Genomic DNA, 19,638 nt, shown 5'->3' with positions numbered 1-19,638 from the left:
ATTTCGATGACAAATACTCCTGTCGACCAAGTGGGAGTCTCGTAACATCAACATTATCGAACAGCACCTAAACTAAAATTATGGTTAGCCGCAGGTGGCCCAATAATAATACGGTCTCTGACCATCCATTCGCTCGACCTCAGCACCTAACATTTTGTAGAATTCATGGGCTTTCTTATTGTTTGGGCTCGCAGTCCATGAAATGTGCGAAACCAACGATGTTTCAGCTTGTGACCTTAACGCTTTCATAAGTTCACGACCATAACCCTTTGACCTTTGCCCTCCCGAAACCAAGAGATCGTCAAGCCAGATTGATGGCTCACCACGAAAAGACGAATATCGATAATGAAATAGAGCAAAGCCAAGAACTTCATGGTTCAGTTCCAATATCAAAGCATGAGCAAATGGATGATCACCAAATAACGTGCGTTCAATTTTTTCTACATTTGTAGAGATCTCACCGCTGAAGCCTTTCATACTTCGATCAAACTCAGCTTTTTGCTCAATAAGCTCTAGTAACTTGCCAGAGTCTTCTTTTGTCGCAGTCCTTACGATCATTATCTAGTCCATAGTTGAAGGTATTACTTACCTGCTTTAGTGGCTTGTTAGGCTACAAATTACTTGGTTACAACTTTGTATTTCATCGTTTTGTCAGGCAATTATCCAAAATCAATTGACCGTAATAAATAATAACCAACATCCCTATTACACCACCTAAAAGTGTTGTAAATAATGGTATATAAGTCTGTTGATAGGCTAATTCATGCCATTCAGGATATGAAGCAATGGAAAGGTATTTCCAAGATACAAAAGAACCGAGAAGCAATACAACCCCGGATATTATCACTGGATATTTAGGTGCTGTGACATAGGCAGTAGAAACAACGAGGAATGCTGTAATAAAGCCAACAACTGGCTCAGGCCATAAACCAATAAACTCGTCAAAAAAGAGGAAGCCACTGATTACACTAACGACCATTGCTCCGATAGTTGCAAACACCATAATTATCCATGAAATCATTGTTCTACCTTCAATTTCCTAACGAATAAGTCACCGCGGCCGCGTAAAGCCATCAAGGTTACGACGTAAGCGAATCGCAAATGAATAGACAGAATGCAGAGCGACTGTCCAAAAAAACCATTAACATAAATTTAGCGGATGTAGATAATTTTGAGCGTCTATGCAGGAGCGTTAAATAGTGTTCAAGGCTACTAAGACACACTCAAATTCACTGCCGTTACTGGCTACTGGCCCTTATTGAAGCACTTAAGATACTGAGTTAAAAATACCGCGTGTTAAATCACTCTTAACGTATTATCTGAAGTGATAGATAACGATTCACGCGTTATCTATCAGTTGGAATTATTCTTAAGCTCACTTTCCAAACCTTACGGGTTCAATGCCCTTATTTGTAGGCCTAACAACGACTGTATTGGCAATTAAATCATGCCAACCTTGTTTCTTTCCGCTAAACGCAATCCAAACAAAGCCAAAACACAGTGGAAGAATACTTACGTAATACGCAAGGTACCTTAAAATTGATTTGCCCGTAGAAAGCGCCTCTCCGGTCTCCGCATTCACAACTTGAAGCTTCAAAGCAATTTTGCCTGGAGTGCCAGACCGATAAACCCAGAATATAACCGTTGCGATAAAAGGGAACACCCAATTTAACAACATATCCCAGCCGCCTAAGATGAACTCATCTGAATCAAAATAGTAGTCACCATATACCCAATACAATAAAGGCATAGTCACCAGCAAGAACAGGAAGGTATCAATCAACGCAGCTCCTAATCGCACCCAAAAGCCTGCATACTCTAATTGCTCATTGTCCATAAAATATCCTATCTGTTTTGTTTAAATCACATTGCAGCCGAGCGCTCTGTTGAACTGTGATTACGACTATCAACTAAAACGATTGGCACCCAAAGTAAAAATGCCAAACGTTGTGAATCTTACCAAATCAATGCCTAGCGCACAGATTATCGCTGCTTCATAAACGCCACAGCTAACCCAGAAGAGACGAATGTAATACCTGCACCAATATTCAACCCTGATACTAACTTCGGCTTGTTCCTGAACCACTCTGATAATTGAGACGAGAAAACCCCCATTAAGCTAAAGCCAACTGCCGTTAATAAAGCAAACCAAACGCCATAACCGATCATTTGAGTTGTCACTGACCCTAAACTTGGGTTTACAAATTGAGGTACAAAAGCAAGAACAAACATACCTGGCTTTGGATTAAGCGCGGCAGATAGAAAACCCGTAGAAAAGATGACTTTTAGAGGCTGTTTTTTCGCTGGTTCTAATGTGAACAAATTTCTCGTACGAAGCACTTTCACACCCAACCAAATTAGGTAAGCTGCGCCAACGAGTTTGACAACGTAAAACGCTACTTCAGAAGTTTGAATGAGAAGGGTAAGCCCAAAGGTCGCGGCAACGACATGAAATAGAATACCCACCCCAGAAGACATACCTGACATTATTGCTGCCAATCGGCCTTGGCTTAAACCTCGACCTATAGCAAGCAAATTATCCGGCCCCGGCGAGATAACTAGCAGTAAACAAGCCAGCGTGTAAGTAACAAATATATCTAATGGAAACATAAAACCTCCTTGTAGTATGGCTCTTAGTGCTAACGTCACGTTAGTTAGTGAGAGACACATCCACATCAACTGTTTCATCGTACACACAAAAATCGACTGAGACGTGAGCCCGTATTACGCAAGCACGACGAGTTAGCCTATTATGAATCCAGCCTCACTTCAAAACATATATATCGGCGTTAATGTGGTAAGTCCCTGTTAGATATTCACATCCGTCCACCAGACTTATTTTTACTCAATAGAACAAGTACAAACTGCGAATCGCTCACGTTAGCCGAAGGTCGCTTGTCATGTTTCCTCCGTGAAACTAACGATGAATAAAGATGGTGGTGATGTGCTGGCGTATTTGAGAAGCAAACCGGCTCAAATGGTGTTCTATAAACTCGAGATCTGCACGATAAAAATCACCAAGACGTATAGCTGAGGGATCTAGCCAACAGAAAGTTTGTTGTCTTTCTGCTTCGACCATTTTAGGCTCATCATTCTGATCCGTATTCAAAACCACATAATGAATCTCACCACCGACGTTATTCAGAGCTTGATGAGTGCCGAGCAGTTGTAAATCTTCAAGATCCGTTTATTCCCACAATTCTCTAATTGCAGCTTGGCTACCCGACTCACCGGAATCAACTGAACCTCTAGGGAATTCAAAAACCATACCTTGACCATGCCTAAACCTCATAACAAAACGACCAACTGGAAGCAATACAACCAATCACTCATTAACCGCGGATCTCTGACCGTTTGGATTAGTGAAGAAGCGATAAGCGGGTGGGCGCAAAGCAAACATAATAAGCACGGGAGGCCACGTCGGTTCAGTGATTTAGCTATCACGACTGCGTTCATGGCGAAGCGAGTTTTTTCTATGCCACTGAGAGTGCTGCAAGGATTTATCGACTCGATATTTAGACTTGCCAATGTTCCATTAAGTTGTCCACATTACACCTGCATCAGTCGTAGAACCAAGCAGGTTGAGGTCTCATTTAAGACTAAAATGAGAGGAGCAATATATGCACCGAATAATTACTTCTTTCAAAGACAAACGCCTTCAGAAAGCTTCCTTCGGTGCATATAATTTCAAGCGACTGACATAAATGACTAGCGCAAGAAACTAACGTAAATGGCTAACGCAAGAGACTAACGTAGGCGTCTCAACACAACCTGTTGGTCGAGCTCATTCTGATAGTCCGTATAATCAAGCCCTTGATCAAATATGTACTCAGTGACAAGAGTACGAATGCACTCAACTAACGTGCTTGCTTGCCACGGCTTCTCAAAGTAACGGTCGATACCTGCTGCATTAATCGCATTAATGGTATCAGTATGAGTAGCCTGCCCCGTAAGAAGAATTTTCTTTGTATTCGGAAAGCGGCTGTCATGGAACACGTCAGTGAGTAACTCCACACCCGTTTTCCCGGGCATCACATGATCAGACACGATGACGGTAATGTGTTCGCCTTCTGCGTCAAGTTCATCAATGAGATCAAGCACTTCTTGCGCTGATTCACAATCTTCAATATTCAGCCAACTCGCCAGCGGCTCTAAGTCTTGTACCACTGCGCTCAGTACTTCTCTCTGGTCATCGACACAGATTAAATTAAGCTTCTCCATGTTCACCCTCTACTGGTAACTTGATTCTAAATACAGTTTTAGAAGCATCACTTTTCACAATAATACTTCCGCCATAACCCGCCACAATCCGCTTAACGATTGATAAACCCAAGCCCAATCCAAACGATAAACCACCTTTTTTAGTGGTGAAGTTGGGCTGAAATACCTTTCTACGAGTCACCTCGTCTATCTCAGGGCCGTTATTTGTGATCGTAACTAATATTCTTTTCTTACTTAATCTGGTTTGAATTTCTATTGCAGCATCGTCTGAATTCGACATTGCATCACAAGCATTCTTTACAATGTTGACCCAAATCTGAACGAGCTCTGTTTTCGAGCCTTTAAAGGTCGGCAAATCTGCAGGGCTCAATCGCACAGATACTCTACGTAACTCACTTTGTAACAACGATAAGGCATGGTTAATGGAGTCGTTAATATCAACCGCTTCTTCGGTGTCAATATCAACTCTGCCAAGTTGTTTAACCGATTTTACGATGCCAACGGTGTGTCTAGATGCCAAACGTAAATCATGTAAATCACAGCCCATCTGCCAAAAGCGAATCGCTTCTTCTGGGTTTTTCAGCCAATGTTTTGAAATAACGTCTGTTGCAGATGAAGCGTCAATTGGAATCGCCTTCGCAAGAGAGCGAGCAATGTTTTTGTCTAAACCATATTTTCTTTCAAATTGTCGCCCACGTGTTCGCGCTTCTGACGACGACGTTTTCTGACCATGCATTAACCCAAAATCGAAAAATTGACTGGCTTCTGGATGCACTTCTTCAAGTAGCTCCATGATGACCGTTTCAAGTCGGCCAGATTTACTATTTACTACACCAATAGCGTTGTTAAGCTCATGGGCAATCCCTGCTGCCAATTGACCCAAGGTTGTCATTTGCTCAGCAGTATGTAACTTCTCTAGCGCTTTTTGTTTCGCTATCGCTTCTTGTGTTGCACGGCGTTGACGACGCGACAACTCATTGACAATCACAGGTGTAAACTGTGCGGTAAGAGGGCCAAATTTACGTTCATCTTCTGCTGGCGTATCTTTATCGATCCACGCTAACTCAACATCGGTTTTAGCAACAACCGTTGAAGATGCTGTCCAATTACCTGAAAAGAAGCTATGAACGCCTATAAAAGCCCCACTACCCGCGCTAAACACGCGTACTCGCGGTGCATTCGCTTCGGTATAAAAACCTTCCAGTTCTCCACTAAACACATAATACAAACGAGTGTTTAACGCTGATTGTTCAATAATGGTGTTACCGGCACGGCACGTCACCCGACGTTCTGTCTGATTAAAATAACGATCGATAAGTGCTTCTAGCTTCTGTTGATACACGTATCGTTATCCTATGTGACCAATTGAATGTAGCACCCACACCATAACAAAACTCAGTAGCACACCAACCACACCCAAAATAATACCGATTCTGGCCATTTGATTACTTTGCACATGACCCGTGGCATGAGCCAACGCATTCGGAGGCGTACTGATTGGCAGCGACATACCTAATGAAGCGGCAAAAGTCACCACCAGAATTAACGTTAACTCACCGCCTAGTGGCGTGAGTGAAGCCATAGACGAACCTAATGCAGCCATAATTGGCATCAACAAGTTAGCCGTTGCGGTATGAGACATAAAGTTTGCCATTACCAAACACAAGAACGCCGCTCCGAACAACACCACATATGGTGAGTAAGCATCAAACGGAATGCTGTGTACCACGAGCCTTGCTAAGCCAGTTTTATCGAGTGCTAAACCAAGCGCAATACCACCTGATACAAGCCACAGTACGTCCCAAGAAATCTTTTTCAGGTCTTCTTTATTGATGATCCCTGTGAGTGAGAACACAGCGACAGGAATCAGAGCGACGGTATAAGAGTTCATGCCATGACTTGAGCCCATTAACCAAAGAATGATGGTCAGCGCAAAAGTGACGTATACCGCAATGGCTTTGGGTGTTTTAAGGAATTTACCTTTGATGCTTAGCTCGATTTTCTTTTGGTCAGCTTTGTACATAAAGCCTATTAAAAACCACGCTAACGCCATCATAATAATGACAAACGGCACACCAAATGCCATCCATTCACCGAACGTAATGAGGTTGTCACCAACTAAATATTTAAGTGCGATAGCGTTCGGGGGGGTACCGATCGGGGTACCAATGCCACCGATGTTAGCGGCAACAGGGATACAAAGCGCAAACGCTATACGTCCGGGGTCTTTCGGGCCAAACACAGCCAGTACCGGCGTTAAAATAGATAGCATCATTGCCGTTGTTGCTGTGTTAGACATAAACATCGAAAAGATACCAGTGATCAGCATTAAGCCGAGCATCACAAACTTTGGGTCTTGTCCAAATGGCTTCAATAATACACGGGCTAAGTTTACGTCTAATCGATACTTAGTGGCGGCCATAGCTAAGAAAAAACCGCCCAAAAACAGCATGATGATTGGGCTGGCGAATGTCGCCATGATATCGCTGTATTTTAACAACTCACCAAAATGTTCCTGCCCATGCTCAAACCTTAAAAAGATCAGCCCTTTATCCGACAACATCAATAATTGCAGAACGATAACAACAACAGACGTCGCGTAGATCGGGATAGGCTCGAACACCCAGCACAATGCCGCTAATAAAAAGATCGCGATAACGCGTTGTTGAATAATCGTAAGGCCTTCAAATGGAAACGCTGATAGCGGCATTACGAGGATAATGAAAGGAATTAAAATAGGGATAATGTATTTAATATAGGGGCGCATAGCACAAAAACTCTTCCTGAGATAACAACTACTTAGAAATTAGATTTAAAGTTCTAATTTAGATCCGACAACGAATTATCGACCTCTTATCACTATCTCACTATCGGCTAGATCAATGATTACGTAATCGCGATATCCCCTTTTTCGTTTCTGTGCGCTACCTCTACGTTTGTATGTCATTTACTGTTGCAATTAAATTCCGAGAAACAAAAGGCAAACGTTCACCTTTGCGTGGGAGACCCGTAATATGTGAGCTATATTTGACACCTGACTGGTTTTCAGAAGTAAAGAACATAGCTGCATTATCGAGTAGCGCTTTTTTCAATTTGAGATCTGATTCGCGTGTAAGTTGTACTTCTGCGCTAACTAGACTGATAACGTTGCATAAGTTAAATGCAACGTCCTAATTAAACTCACTTTTCTAACAGACGACACTGATACTCGGCAATGTGCTTTAGCTCCGATGTATGTGCAGGGAATCGTTCGTGAAGAAAGCACAATGCATCCGCTAGCGTTATTTGGTGTAGATTCAATGTATAACCAAAAACCAATCGGTGGATATTATCATAGAGCTCACCTGAATTATCTGAGCTTTGACACTGCGCTAGGATAGCTTGATCAATCTCATCGTCTGGATCTTCCAAAGGGCTATTGGCCTGTCGATAAAGATTAGAAAGCATCGAGTCATATTGCTCTTTCGACAGATCTTCCTTACAACGCAATATCCACGTAAGCGTAATTAGGTTGTGTCCAAAGAAACCAAACTGTTTGCAGCATGCTTGTAATACCTTGTCGAGCTCTACGACTTCACTTGTGTCAGCGCTTCGGTCGCCGTCAGAACGGGTCGATGTGACAAATTCAGTGAAGCGGTTAAGGAATACGGGAACTTGAGACGGCTGTAACTCACTGTAAACACGATTCAGCGCCAATAAGATAGTCACATTGTGGGAAAGGTATTCGCTTGTTTGAGAAGCCTGCGAAACGTAATGCGAGAAAATATCTTGAAAGCCCTTATTCTCATGCCACTGTATTAATGCAGCATACGACGCTGGGTATACCCCATTATCCAATATCCTTTGAATACGAAAATCCGTAAACTTTGGCGCTTGTAGCATTGCAGAGTACTCGCCTAAAACTTCAATCTCAGTTTGGTCTATCAACTCACTCGTTTTAAGCCACACATTGTCTGTTGTGCTGAAATAATCATTAAGGTGATTCGTTGCCAAATAAGCTTTTAAAGAATGAGGTTGGTGGATGCTGGCACTACTATAAAGTGCCTTATCCAATAATTGGTCGCTTGTCATGTTTCCTCCGTGAAACTAAGACCGAATAGGTTTGGTTGTTATATGACTAGCGTCTTTGAGAGGCATATCGGCTCAAATTGATGACACCAACCGTCAACTACTGAATCGTTAAGATAAAAAGTTATATTCAATACCCTGTGGCATGCGCATTTTAGTGTTTTATTTTATGCTGTTTTCACGACTTTATGAGCATCAGGCCACACAGATTTTTCGAGTACATGTTGGCGTATCATCGATCTATTGTGAGAAGTAATTGACGTCCAACTACTCTCCCATACTTTGTATGCATGCCACGAATAACCGATGTATAACTCTTTTCGCATTGTTTCCATGGAATGTACAACTGTTTCTAAATAAACACTTTTTAAAGGTGTTGACCCAATATCAAGAATACTACCTAAATGCACCAACCATTTTGCCAGTTGCTCATATTGCTCCCATGCGCCAGATTCTCCCGTCAACTTCTGTTTAACTGAAATAATAGATGCTAACAATGCGATAACTTTCTCATTAATCAAAGATAGGCCTGTTGCATTTATCGATGCTACAATCTCGTAAAAAGAATTTTCAATTCTTATGTATTCTTTTTTAAATGAATGGCCTCGATAGAGAACATTTTTCAAATTATCTAAACTAGTTTCGTGCTTATCTTTAACCTTAGGCAACTCTAAATTCAATGTTTTGAAGAACTCATGAGTTTCAATACCATCAATTACGCGGATCCCAAAGCAATAAGAATAGTAGTCTTTTAAATATTGGGAAATTTCAGAGCGAGAAACAAAAATCACACTTGAACCTATTGCATGATTACTCGTGAATTTTTTATAGTCATTAATGATGGACTTTAGATTAGTATCGCCTAATGAATAACCCAAAATTACTACAGTATTTTCATGAAATACTGTACTCAGTTTTCTAGAGAAATAAGACTCAGCATGGAAAAAGTTAAAATAGTCTTCCGATGTAATGATCATATCTTTTGGCGAGTCTATTGAACCATGTACATGGTAAACTTTTACCTTTGATTTAGATCTCGGAATAGGCAATCCAGGTGCAAAGGAATGAACTTGGCTACCACAGAGTTGTTCTGCTAGTTTATCGTAATTAGTTGTTACTATGCGAAAAGAGCGTTCTTTAAAAAAACTTATTATCTCTTCATTGCCACCAGATGAAATACTAACGCCTTCGATTAACTTTGCTGTTTCTTCGTGAATACTTATCCCCGCTTTTTGCAATTCAATTGCGATAACTTGCGCGGCTTCATCCAAAGTCAAAGGCATTGATTTATCTGTAGGGAACAAAGATACTTTGAGCTCATTACTGGAAGAAAGCAAATCACATAAACTTTCTAGCAGTCCTTGCCAACTAGGCGCTAAATTTCCAGTAACAGCTTTTGAGAATCCCGTGCCCGTAAATATACATAACCTGTCAGATTCTGCTGCATAAGCGATCTCATAAAAATAACTCAAAATGGCTACCTTAGGTCTAAACATCGTGTTGCTACATTAGGGTGCTAACAAAATCAGCACAACACTAGGCATCACAACTTAAGCTGGAAACCCAACGATGGGGCAAACTCCAAGCGTTGGGAATAATTCTGCACACTCGTTAAGCTTTTTACTTTTGCAGTGCCTTGATCAACTTATCGGCCTTAGGATGTTTTAATGTTCTAGCCATAATTAAGTATGGTAACGCTTCATTATCGTCACCGCCGAGCTTAAGCGTTGTTACACCAATATTGTAAGGGATGCTCGCATCTTCATGCGGCAATAAATTTGCCTCTTTTAACGCTGCAAGAGCTTCACTCGCTAAACCGCATGCATCAAGAGCACAACTGATCTGGTATAGGATTATAGGATCATTAGGGCAAAGCTTGTCTAGTTTTCTAAACTCAGACAAAGCTTCTTCATGGAGCCCTTTAAACCCTAAAGCTCTTGCCTTCAATGAGATAAGGTGCGCTTGGTCAGCACTCTCAGCTTCTTCTAGCGCCCTTTCAACTTGGAAAAGAGCGTAATCAAAGTCACCTTGTTTAAAGAGTTCTTCAACCGCATATGAAAATTGTTCAGCACTTAAAACATGCACCGTTTCACCGTGCTCATTCGTTGATTCTCGCTTATCCAAGGTAAATGCTGGTGTTGTTTTCGGCGTTGAGTAAGGTACTTTTACAACTTCATTACCACCTTCTTTCTTTACCATTTCATATAGAAAAACTTCATTTGGAACATTCCTATTCGCTAGCGATACATAATATTCCCTGCGTTCTTCAGGGCATTTCAATCCAAAAACAATTTCCTTTATTTTACTTGGCCAATCATATGCCCCTCCAAAGGGTTCAACGTATCGCCATTCATTCTCATATTCCCATGACTTTGGTTTTGTACTAATAATTTTTTGAAGAGTACTATCAGTAAAAGATAATTGAAAATGGCTGTTCTTAAGTTGACCATCCTTTCCCATGCTCATACCAAGCTCAGTCTGAAACCCTCCATCAGACATTTTAGGAAGCTCGTCCGAATAGCGCACTTTTATGCATGAGTCAGGGTTACTAAGCTTTACACCTGACTCTTTATCATCAAAACCGATACAAATTCCGTAATGTTGACCACCGTAGTGTGACCACATAAGTTGATTCGAGGAACTTTCAGCTAAACTAAAAATACCAACACGCTCTAACTGTTCATTAATATTAGAAAAAAAGCGATCTACATTAGATGTTTCATACCCAGTATTTTTTAAAATAAACTGCCGGAAGTATTTATACTGCTCATCTATCGAGCCCTTCATCGCTAGTTTTTTAACCACTTTTGCCATTTTTTTGTGTGAAACACCATAAGAAAAACTTTTACTCTCAATAGATTGAGAAGCACTCACAATAAACCCAGAAATAGCAACTTTCTTCATGTCTTCGACTTCTTTTTTGATCCAGTCTGCACCTATTTCTTTTAAGTTACACTCAAACGGATCATTAAGAGCACTCGCGACAGAAAGGTGAACCTTACCAGTAGTGAAGATCATTTCGGTGTATTGACTATCAGCTCTGTACTTATATAACACTTTTTAACCTTATATTATTAATTTAACTACCTAAAACTATTAGAATAAGTTTTATATTCATTATCAATATTTTAACACACTATATTTTACTCTATTAAAATTAATCATAACAATCGATTATCGTTGAAAGCTGATAAATCAACGAAAAGTTATCTAAATATCACTTTCAATTTAGATAAATTCGTACATTTTGCGAAATTTACACGGTAGTAATGTTAATGAATCATTACTACTGATAATGAACTCAATATACCCGCACCCAAAACTCAGTTATTTACAATTTTATAATTAATATAAAATCAGAAAAATATCGAATTCAACTTAGACATTTTCATTCTACAAATTAAAACAAAACGGATTTTAATAACTCCCGCCTCTTCATACGTTTACGATAAATAACAAAATTGGATTTTATAAAAACAATTTAATCAATAAGAGATTTTGTAAACTTTGAATTACATACCATAAAATTCAATCTCCTCGATAAACTTGTCATAAATCCAAATGCTCTTCCAATCTTGATTCGCAACACATGGCACAGATGTGTTGCATATAGACTTCCTATAAAGCCGTTGGGAAGAAGGAGTTTATATTAAAATCAGGAACGAAAAATGAACCAACAACGTCAACTAAGCTGGAAAATAGCAGCTATTCTAGGTACATCTTTTGGCTTTAACGCACACGCTGCAGAAATGGTCAGAGTCGATAATGATGCATTACTACAGCAAAGCCTCGTCGCGCAGTCGAAGAGTGTTGCCCCACTAGAATTAGGTTTTTCTGAAGTTAAACGGGTGGTATTGCCCAATGGAAAAACGAAAGTCCGTTACCAACAAACTCACCGAGGTTTACCCGTCTTCAATACTTCGGTTGTGGCCACCCTTTCCAAGAACCAACCCACTCAGGTGTTCGGCTCCATGGCACAAGGGATCAGCGGTGACCTATCCAGCATCGCGCCAAAGCTGAATCAAGAACAAGCGATTGAAGCCGCACTGTCTGCTCATCGCACGTTTACCGTCGGCAAAAAGTCCATTGAAAACAAAAATGCCAAACTCATGGTGAGACTGGATGAGAACCAAGTCGCCCAAGTGGTGTATCTGGTCGATTTCTTTATCGCATCCTCAACGCCAGAGCGCCCTTTCTACTTTATTGATGCCACGACTGGCGATGTGCTCCAAAAATGGAATGGACTAAACCACGCTAAAGCATTAGGTACTGGCCCAGGTGGCAACCTCAAAACCACTCGATATGAATATGGCAGCGACTTCCCTAGCTTTCCCATCGACAAGACAGGCACGACTTGTACGTTAGAAAATGATTCAGTTAAGACCGTCGATTTGAGGAACGGAACCTCTGGAAGTTCAGCTTACAGTTACAACTGTGCCGACGGCACCAACTACACCGATCACAAATACATTAACGGGGCTTACTCGCCTCTTAACGATGCGCACTATTTTGGTAATGTCGTATTCGATATGTACAAAGAGTGGATGAACACATCACCTTTAACGTTCCAACTGACGATGCGTGTTCATTACGGTACCGATTATGAAAATGCTTTCTGGAATGGTACATCAATGACTTTTGGAGATGGCAAAAATACCTTTTACCCATTGGTCGATATCAACGTGAGTGCTCACGAAGTCAGCCACGGCTTCACTGAGCAAAACTCCGGCCTTGTGTACCAAAACATGTCAGGCGGTATGAATGAAGCCTTCTCCGATATTGCGGGCGAAGCGGCTGAATACTACTTACGTGGCAATGTGGATTGGGTGGTCGGTAGCGATATCTTCAAATCTGAAGGTGGTTTGCGTTACTTCGATCAACCTTCAAAAGATGGTCGATCGATTGACCATGCCTCTCAATACTACGATGGTTTGAACGTTCACTTATCTAGCGGTGTTTACAACCGTGCCTTTTACCTTTTAGCGAACAAATCGGGTTGGAATGTACGTAAGGGCTTTGAAATATTCACAGTCGCAAACCAATTGTATTGGACGGCAAACAGTACCTTTGATGCCGGAGCTTGTGGCGTAGCGAAAGCCGCAGCAGACATGGGCTATGTGGTTGCCGATGTTGAAGATGCCTTTAACACGGTAGGCGCGAATGCGAGTTGTGGTGTCACACCTCCAACTGGCAATGTACTGACGAAAGGCACACCGATTGCGAACCTAAGCGGGAATCAATCTTCAGAGAGCTTCTACACGTTCACTGTGGATTCTGCATCCAGCGTGACGGTTTCAATGTCTGGCGGTTCAGGCGATGCCGACCTTTACGTGAAATCGGGAAGCAAGCCAACGACATCGAGTTACGATTGTCGACCTTATCGTGCCGGAAACAATGAGCAGTGCAGTGTGAGCGCTCAGCCGGGCGTGACTTATCATGTGTTACTGCGCGGATACTCGAACTACTCAGGGCTAACATTGCGTTTAGATTGAGTTAGAACGAGCCTCTTAAACAGGTTATAAAACGAAGAACTAGCGGTTAACCGCGAAATAAAAACCTACTCACTTTGAGTAGGTTTTTTCATGAAACACCAGTGTAGTTAATAATATTGTAAATTATTTACTGATACGTTTATTAATTTATAAATATCAAGGTTACTTAGGCATTGTTTTATAAAAACAGTTTAAATTGAGATCCTGTGCTGCACAACGAAACAAAAATAACTGACTAACTTTTGAACACATTCACGTTACTGATAGGTTAATCCTTATAGGGCAAATGCTCTATTAATGATAAAAATTAAAATAAGGATTATTTATGAGACCATCTTTTTCTACCAGTATGGTGCTTGCAACGACAGTGGTTGGCTTCCAGTCCTATGCAAACAATATCGACACAGTAAACTCACGCTCTCTTTCGGAGAACGCCTCAGCACAAAAGCAATCTTTGGCTTTACAAATCAGCGAGCGTTATTCCGATCTAGAGCTTTCCCTAAAGGCTCAGATCTCAGAAAAGAACTTATCCGCGCCTGTCGACAAATTGAGCTCTACTCAGCCCTACTCTGCATTTTCAAGCAGGATGCAGAAAGCGGACCTTGGTTATCGCAAGATGAAAGGGATCAACGACTTCAGCGACTCTGTGTTAGAAATTCGCATGGCTGATGAAGCGATGATTGAAGCCTGGAAGAACGGCGAAAACCCATTATTTGCGTTTGAACCATCAGGTGATGATTCGAATTGGCAATACATTGAAGCGTATGACGTGTACGGACAGGTTCATGAACTCGATGTGTACCAAATGCCAGACGTCCCAGTATTTGTCGTTGATAGCAACGGTGCTGAAGAGCTCAAAGCAGGCTTAATGGCGATGCAGGCCGAGATGCAGAAACTGGGTACAACAACGCAAATCAATTCCGGCTCCAAAAACACAAGCAGCAACAGTGAAAGCCGTAGCACTAAGACACAAACATTTATTGGTAAGGCTACGCGCTCCATGGCTATGTCAGAACCTGAGCCGTTGAATACCACTCAGTTAAAAAAGATTCGTTTGGCTGTAGACCAAGAACCGTGGATCTCTGGCAAAGCTGAAATCTATGCCATTGTGACAGGGGTAGATTCAAGCCGCTTAGAGCCTCAAATAGATCTAGTAGAAATGCCTTATCTGGATTATGACAAACAGACGTACTACCCAAATCAAACCGTCATTTTCTGGCCTCGCTACCGCTGGGGCGCTGCAGATATGATCTTAATGGAGCACGATGATGGAACAGACTATAAAGCGCTAGCAAAACTCTTAGTTCAAGCCGCAGAAGAGATACTGAAGATGATTCCTGATCCAGAAGTTCAGGGTTACGCGATCATCCCTCAGATCACAGGCAAGATTATCGATGTGATTCCTGATGGTGTATTAGTGAATGATGATGACTTTGTGGACGTGTACTACACCTTAATGCAAAACACCTCTTATGTTGATCACCCAGGTGCCGGCGGAAATGCAGTAGCTTCGTTCGCCCCGGTGACTATCTCTCCTACAGAGTAGTTGGTACTTTCTTGATTAGGGCTTTCTCGGTTAGGGCTCTGCCACACAAGCCCTAACGCTTAGTTATTCGAGATGACTCAGCGTATATACCTTGTGTAAATAAACTTTAGGTATATACGCTTTTATCGCTTTAGGCTTTAGGCTTTAGGCTTTAGGCTTTAGAGAGCATACAGAGAGGACTAATTATAGGGAGTAATCAAACACGATGATGTCGTCTAACAACGGACGAAATACATCTTTCAGCGCATCATGCTCTGGGTGTGGAAGATAGTTCTGACGCCCCTTTTCATCCTTAAACGTCATTAAAACTGAATGGGTATAGCCTTGGTTCTTATTCTCTGGGCTATCATTTAACCCCCACTCTACTGAAGTTACCCCGTCAACCTTGTTTGGCATCGCTTCAAACAGCATCTTTAGTTTTTGAACCTCTGAAGCCTCTGCGTTTTCTTTAAACTTAATCAGTAGAATATGACGAATCATTCCCGTTTCTTTTTGAGTCATTCCTAGTCCTTTTCGAATCGTTCGCTTACTGGCTTGTAATGCTTAACCAACACCTAATAGCGATCTAGAGTTAGAGTTAGAGTTAGAGTTAGAGTTAGAGAACAAAATGCCACACGTTACACAACATGCCAAGGCTAGATCACTAGGTTTTATAAAACACTCCAAATCCCAAAACAAAAAATGCTGCACCCGAGGGCGCAGCATTTCTTATGACAATGATAGTAAGGTTAATACATTAATCTCGGCGGCCATTCAACTGGATCGCTTGGTCTTGATCAACGTTCTTTTGGAATTTTATTCCACCATTAGCGGCTTCATTTCTTCCTTCAAGAGTAGGGTTAGACTCTACACGCTCTGCGTTTACCTGATTACCCTCGCTTCTTGTCATATCGATGGTTCCTGTATAAGTTCCATCAGCAGCAAAAGCAGTATTCATTGAGATAGCCATCAAGCCTAGTGCGATTAACTTTTTCATACATCACCTCTTATGATTTTTTAATATTATATTTGTTTGATTGTTGAGTTTCTTTGTTGAAATAACTTTAACAACCGAATATCAGCTTTTCGAGGAAAACCAATATTTACTAAATGGAAACTCGTTGATAAATCAAAGAAATAGTTCACATCTTGACGTTGTGCTGTCTTAAAAGCTGGCAGTGATGATTATGATATTAGAGTCAGATGGTCTTTAGGCTTTCACTGCGCCAAAGATTAGCATCGTTATCATCTAAGCAATTCGGAGTGCTTGTGGACATCAATCTCGATATTCAGAATATCTTGGTCATCAAACGTATGTATGAGCTTCGTAATGTTGGCTTAGTTGCAGAATCGCTAGGAAAAACCCCAGGGGCGATCAGTAAGAACCTTTCGAAATTAAGAGTACAACTGGACGACCCACTGTTCATTCAAACCAAGCATGGGTTCGAACCAACGACATTTATTGAAAACAATATTGATAATTTTGAGCAGATACTAAGCAGTGTCGAGGCGATAAAGCATCAAGAGTTCTGCCCTGTATCTTATCAGGGAGATGTGAAAATCTACGCCAATACACTTTTTTGGGAGCGCTTTGGTTCTAAGCTTTACCTCACTCTGAGTAAAGGAGCCCCGCATGTTCGCTTCTCACTGGAGAGATGGAGCACTAATGTAAAAAACAGAATCATCGAGGGTGAAGACGCAATAGCCGTTCACTACTTTGATGAAAGCCTGCCGCAATCCATTTCACAGAAAGAGATTGGAAAAGGAAAAGTCGTATTCTTTGTGAGAGAAGATCATAAAGCACAAAGCTTTAAATCGCTCGTCAACTATCCAATCATCCTATTTAAAACCCCGGGTTGGAATGACAATAAATACCCTATTCTCGATCGCCTTCGAAATATCGGATTTCATGTCGATCCAAAAGTGGAAGCCGATCACCCCGCAATGATCCACGATATTGTGCTGAAGTCCGATTATTTTGGAATCACCCTAGATGGCAGTGTGCCAGAAGGGTGTCGCAGCATTGATTTACCAGAAAAGCTCACGATTGATGTGAGTTATGTGATGAGTTGCCGTCGTTCTCAGAAAGATGCTCCATTGAATCAATGGCTTTTTGATACGCTGAGATCAGTATTAAAACAATAATAATCCTACGGTTTTAGTTCTGCTTGCTCAAAAAAAGCAAAGGCTCCAACAGGAGCCTTTGTGTTAATGACTGTTTAGCTTTCGCTGAAAAATCAGTTCGAAAATTCAACAGACCTTAATGTATTTCCTTGTACTTTAAGCTTCTTCTAGCTCTGGTTTACTCTTCTTTATAGGTTGTTTGATACTGGTTTCTAACTCTTTCAAGCGCGCTGTAAAGTGTCTTAACACAGGCGGTTCATAGGTAAAGTCGAGCCCTTTTACTTTCCCAGCATTCTCTTTTACTTTCTCGAATGCTTCGATAATGAAATCCATGTGGGTTTGTGTATACGTCGCTCTTGGAATAGTAAGACGCAATAGCTCCGCAGGGCATGGGTGCTGTTCACCTGTTGCGGGGTCGCGGCCTTGCAGCAATGAACCAATCTCAACCGCTCTGATACCTGCAACCTTGTAAAGTTCACACGCTAAAGCATGCGCTGGGAACTGACCTGCCGGAATATGAGGAAGCAGTTTACCCGCATCTACAAACGCAGCATGTCCACCTGCTTGCTGGCACACGATACCCATTGCTTCTAGTCCATCAACAAGGTATTGAACCTGACCAATACGGTACTCTAACCAATCTTGGCGCATGCCGTCATACAGGCCAACCGCAAGACGCTCCATCGCGCCACCTTCTAAGCCACCATAGGTTGGGAAGCCCTCTTGAACTACACACAGTGTTCGACACTCTGTGTACACATCCATGAAAGAATCGTCTTTGAAGCACAACAAGCCACCCATTTGCACCATCGCATCTTTCTTAGCAGACATAGCTAAGCCATCAGCGTATTTGTAAGACTCACGCGTGATTTGCTCGATTGTCCAATCTTGATAACCCGCTTCGCGCTGTTGAATGAAGAAGGCATTTTCAGCGTAGCGAGCAGAATCCATAATCACTGGAATATCGTACTTCTGAGCCACGTCATACACAGCTTTCAAGTTCGCGATTGATACCGGCTGTCCACCAGCCGAGTTACAGGTAATGGTACTCACGATGTAAGGAACGTTGGCAGCTCCCGCTTCTAAGATCGCTTCTTCCAGTTTCACAACGTCGAAGTTGCCTTTAAAGTCGGCATTCACTGAAGTATCGAACGCTTCTTTGGTGTAGACGTTTTTCGCTACACAACAGTTCACTTGAGTGTGACCTTGTGTTGTATCGAAGAAGTAGTTAGACAGGGCGACCATTTTGCTGCGATCCAATCCCTTTTCCATTTCACGCTTCTTGATAAGAACAGGAATGTAGATCTGCTCGGCTCCACGCCCTTGGTGTGTTGGAATCGTCAGTTGGTAACCAAAAATATCTTTCACTGCATTCGCCAACGCATAGTAACTGCGGCTACCGCTGTAAGCTTCATCCCCCATTAACATCGCTGCTTGCATACGCTGAGTAATAGAACCTGTACCACTGTCGGTCAGTAAGTCGATAAACACATCATCACTATCCAGTAAGAATGGGTTCATGCCCGCGTCAACAATGGCTTGCTCACGATATGCAGAGGTTGTTCTTTTTACTGGTTCTACAACGCGAATACGAAACGGTTCTGGTAGATGCTTGAAGTTTTCCATAATAGTACCTTTCAACAAATTCAGCCTAAACGGGAAAAGCCAAATTCGTTATTTTTAAATGTCACGAGTCATCACCATTAATTTAATTTCACGCACGATCACTCTCGTGATAATTACGATGAAAAATTAATAGCTAGAAATAATTTATTTAATCAATAACGTATTGATTAGGACCCAATTAATAATAACTAAGAGATAAGAACTTCATGCACAACAACACAAATAGCGGCCGCATGGGTTACGAAGCTTCTTAAAGACAGAATTAACCGGATTGGCAAAGCTCAAGGGCTCTGCTGGCGCGTGACGCCTAGAGGGTACTACTCTGAAGAAAGGTGAAACGAGAGCTGGTGATCTAAAGTATACCAAGCTAACAAGGTTAGCCATGTGGTTGATTGCCATTTCAGATACATGTTCACAATATATCCCTACGTTGAAATCAAGGTGATCCGAAATTTAAATATAGTGTAATTGTTTTATAAATACAGCGAAAGAAAGTATAAATGTGATCAATATTTAGAATGGCAATTAAATACCATAGCGTGTCATATAAACTGTGAATCCCATCAGCTTATATACTATTAA

General features: G+C 41.6%; 16 protein-coding genes and 2 pseudogenes. 4 read left to right on the top strand and 14 right to left on the bottom strand.

Going from position 1 to position 19,638, the window contains the following annotated elements:
• Positions 1-84: 84 nt before the first annotated feature.
• From AACW75_RS05670 to AACW75_RS05650, 5 genes and pseudogenes are all read right to left on the bottom strand, one after another.
• A complete protein-coding gene (locus AACW75_RS05670) occupies positions 85-558 on the bottom strand; it encodes a GNAT family N-acetyltransferase (protein WP_145570192.1) in 474 nt (157 codons plus the stop codon).
• Positions 559-640: 82 nt separating this feature from the next.
• Positions 641-1,021 carry a hypothetical protein gene (locus AACW75_RS05665; RefSeq protein ID WP_186437184.1) on the bottom strand — a complete coding sequence of 127 codons (381 nt, stop codon included), beginning with the start codon at positions 1,019-1,021 and terminating at the stop codon, positions 641-643.
• A gap of 354 nt (positions 1,022-1,375) precedes the next feature.
• A complete protein-coding gene (locus AACW75_RS05660) occupies positions 1,376-1,837 on the bottom strand; it encodes an RDD family protein (RefSeq protein WP_145570190.1) in 462 nt (153 codons plus the stop codon).
• Between the two features lie 146 nt (positions 1,838-1,983).
• On the bottom strand, positions 1,984-2,610 hold the full coding sequence (locus AACW75_RS05655) for a LysE family translocator (protein WP_017072731.1): 627 nt from the start codon (positions 2,608-2,610) through the stop codon (positions 1,984-1,986).
• Positions 2,611-2,917: 307 nt separating this feature from the next.
• Positions 2,918-3,268 (bottom strand): annotated as a pseudogene (locus AACW75_RS05650) (NUDIX hydrolase).
• Between the two features lie 9 nt (positions 3,269-3,277).
• Between AACW75_RS05650 and AACW75_RS05645 the strand changes: the two are divergent.
• Positions 3,278-3,619: pseudogene (locus AACW75_RS05645) on the top strand (transposase); the annotation flags it as partial.
• A gap of 128 nt (positions 3,620-3,747) precedes the next feature.
• Here the strand turns inward: AACW75_RS05645 and AACW75_RS05640 are convergent.
• From AACW75_RS05640 to AACW75_RS05615, 6 genes are all read right to left on the bottom strand, one after another.
• Complete coding sequence (locus AACW75_RS05640) at positions 3,748-4,221, bottom strand: response regulator (protein ID WP_010438444.1); 474 nt, start codon at positions 4,219-4,221, stop codon at positions 3,748-3,750.
• Positions 4,208-5,563 carry an ATP-binding protein gene (locus AACW75_RS05635; protein WP_145570188.1) on the bottom strand — a complete coding sequence of 452 codons (1,356 nt, stop codon included), beginning with the start codon at positions 5,561-5,563 and terminating at the stop codon, positions 4,208-4,210. The genes AACW75_RS05640 and AACW75_RS05635 overlap by 14 nt, the downstream gene beginning before the upstream one ends.
• Before the next feature lie 6 nt (positions 5,564-5,569).
• The gene (locus AACW75_RS05630; protein ID WP_145570186.1) at positions 5,570-6,988 is read right to left on the bottom strand and encodes an SLC13 family permease; all 1,419 of its coding nucleotides are present in this window, start codon (positions 6,986-6,988) and stop codon (positions 5,570-5,572) included.
• Between the two features lie 413 nt (positions 6,989-7,401).
• Entirely contained in the window at positions 7,402-8,292 is an 891-nt protein-coding gene (locus tag AACW75_RS05625) for a hypothetical protein (protein ID WP_145570184.1), read from the bottom strand.
• Between the two features lie 164 nt (positions 8,293-8,456).
• Entirely contained in the window at positions 8,457-9,785 is a 1,329-nt protein-coding gene (locus AACW75_RS05620; protein ID WP_237297667.1) for an SIR2 family NAD-dependent protein deacylase, read from the bottom strand.
• Between the two features lie 124 nt (positions 9,786-9,909).
• A complete protein-coding gene (locus tag AACW75_RS05615; protein WP_145570182.1) occupies positions 9,910-11,346 on the bottom strand; it encodes a DUF2971 domain-containing protein in 1,437 nt (478 codons plus the stop codon).
• A gap of 611 nt (positions 11,347-11,957) precedes the next feature.
• Here AACW75_RS05615 and AACW75_RS05610 point away from each other — a divergent pair.
• The gene (locus tag AACW75_RS05610) at positions 11,958-13,781 is read left to right on the top strand and encodes a M4 family metallopeptidase (RefSeq protein WP_145570180.1); all 1,824 of its coding nucleotides are present in this window, start codon (positions 11,958-11,960) and stop codon (positions 13,779-13,781) included.
• Positions 13,782-14,106: 325 nt separating this feature from the next.
• Positions 14,107-15,327, top strand: coding sequence for a DUF3103 domain-containing protein (locus tag AACW75_RS05605; protein WP_145570178.1), 1,221 nt, complete (start codon positions 14,107-14,109; stop codon positions 15,325-15,327).
• Between the two features lie 183 nt (positions 15,328-15,510).
• Here AACW75_RS05605 and AACW75_RS05600 read toward each other — a convergent pair whose 3' ends face one another.
• Together AACW75_RS05600 and AACW75_RS05595 are read right to left on the bottom strand one after the other, a co-directional pair.
• Positions 15,511-15,828 (bottom strand): Dabb family protein, encoded by a 318-nt coding sequence (locus tag AACW75_RS05600; protein ID WP_135456439.1) that lies wholly within the window; start codon positions 15,826-15,828, stop codon positions 15,511-15,513.
• Between the two features lie 235 nt (positions 15,829-16,063).
• On the bottom strand, positions 16,064-16,303 hold the full coding sequence (locus AACW75_RS05595; RefSeq protein ID WP_114633641.1) for a hypothetical protein: 240 nt from the start codon (positions 16,301-16,303) through the stop codon (positions 16,064-16,066).
• Positions 16,304-16,575: 272 nt separating this feature from the next.
• Here AACW75_RS05595 and AACW75_RS05590 point away from each other — a divergent pair, with 272 nt between their 5' ends.
• Positions 16,576-17,451 carry a LysR family transcriptional regulator gene (locus AACW75_RS05590; RefSeq protein WP_145570177.1) on the top strand — a complete coding sequence of 292 codons (876 nt, stop codon included), beginning with the start codon at positions 16,576-16,578 and terminating at the stop codon, positions 17,449-17,451.
• A gap of 135 nt (positions 17,452-17,586) precedes the next feature.
• Here AACW75_RS05590 and tnaA read toward each other — a convergent pair whose 3' ends face one another.
• Positions 17,587-19,056: a tryptophanase gene (gene tnaA / locus AACW75_RS05585; RefSeq protein ID WP_145570176.1), complete on the bottom strand. Its 1,470-nt coding sequence runs from the start codon at positions 19,054-19,056 to the stop codon at positions 17,587-17,589.
• Positions 19,057-19,638: the final 582 nt, after the last annotated feature.

Origin of the sequence: Vibrio sp. L3-7, from assembly GCF_963898195.1 — a bacterium.
Taxonomy (GTDB): Bacteria; Pseudomonadota; Gammaproteobacteria; order Enterobacterales; family Vibrionaceae; genus Vibrio; species Vibrio echinoideorum.
The sequence above is the reverse complement of the archived record's forward strand: the minus strand, read 5'-3'. Positions and strand labels throughout refer to the sequence as shown.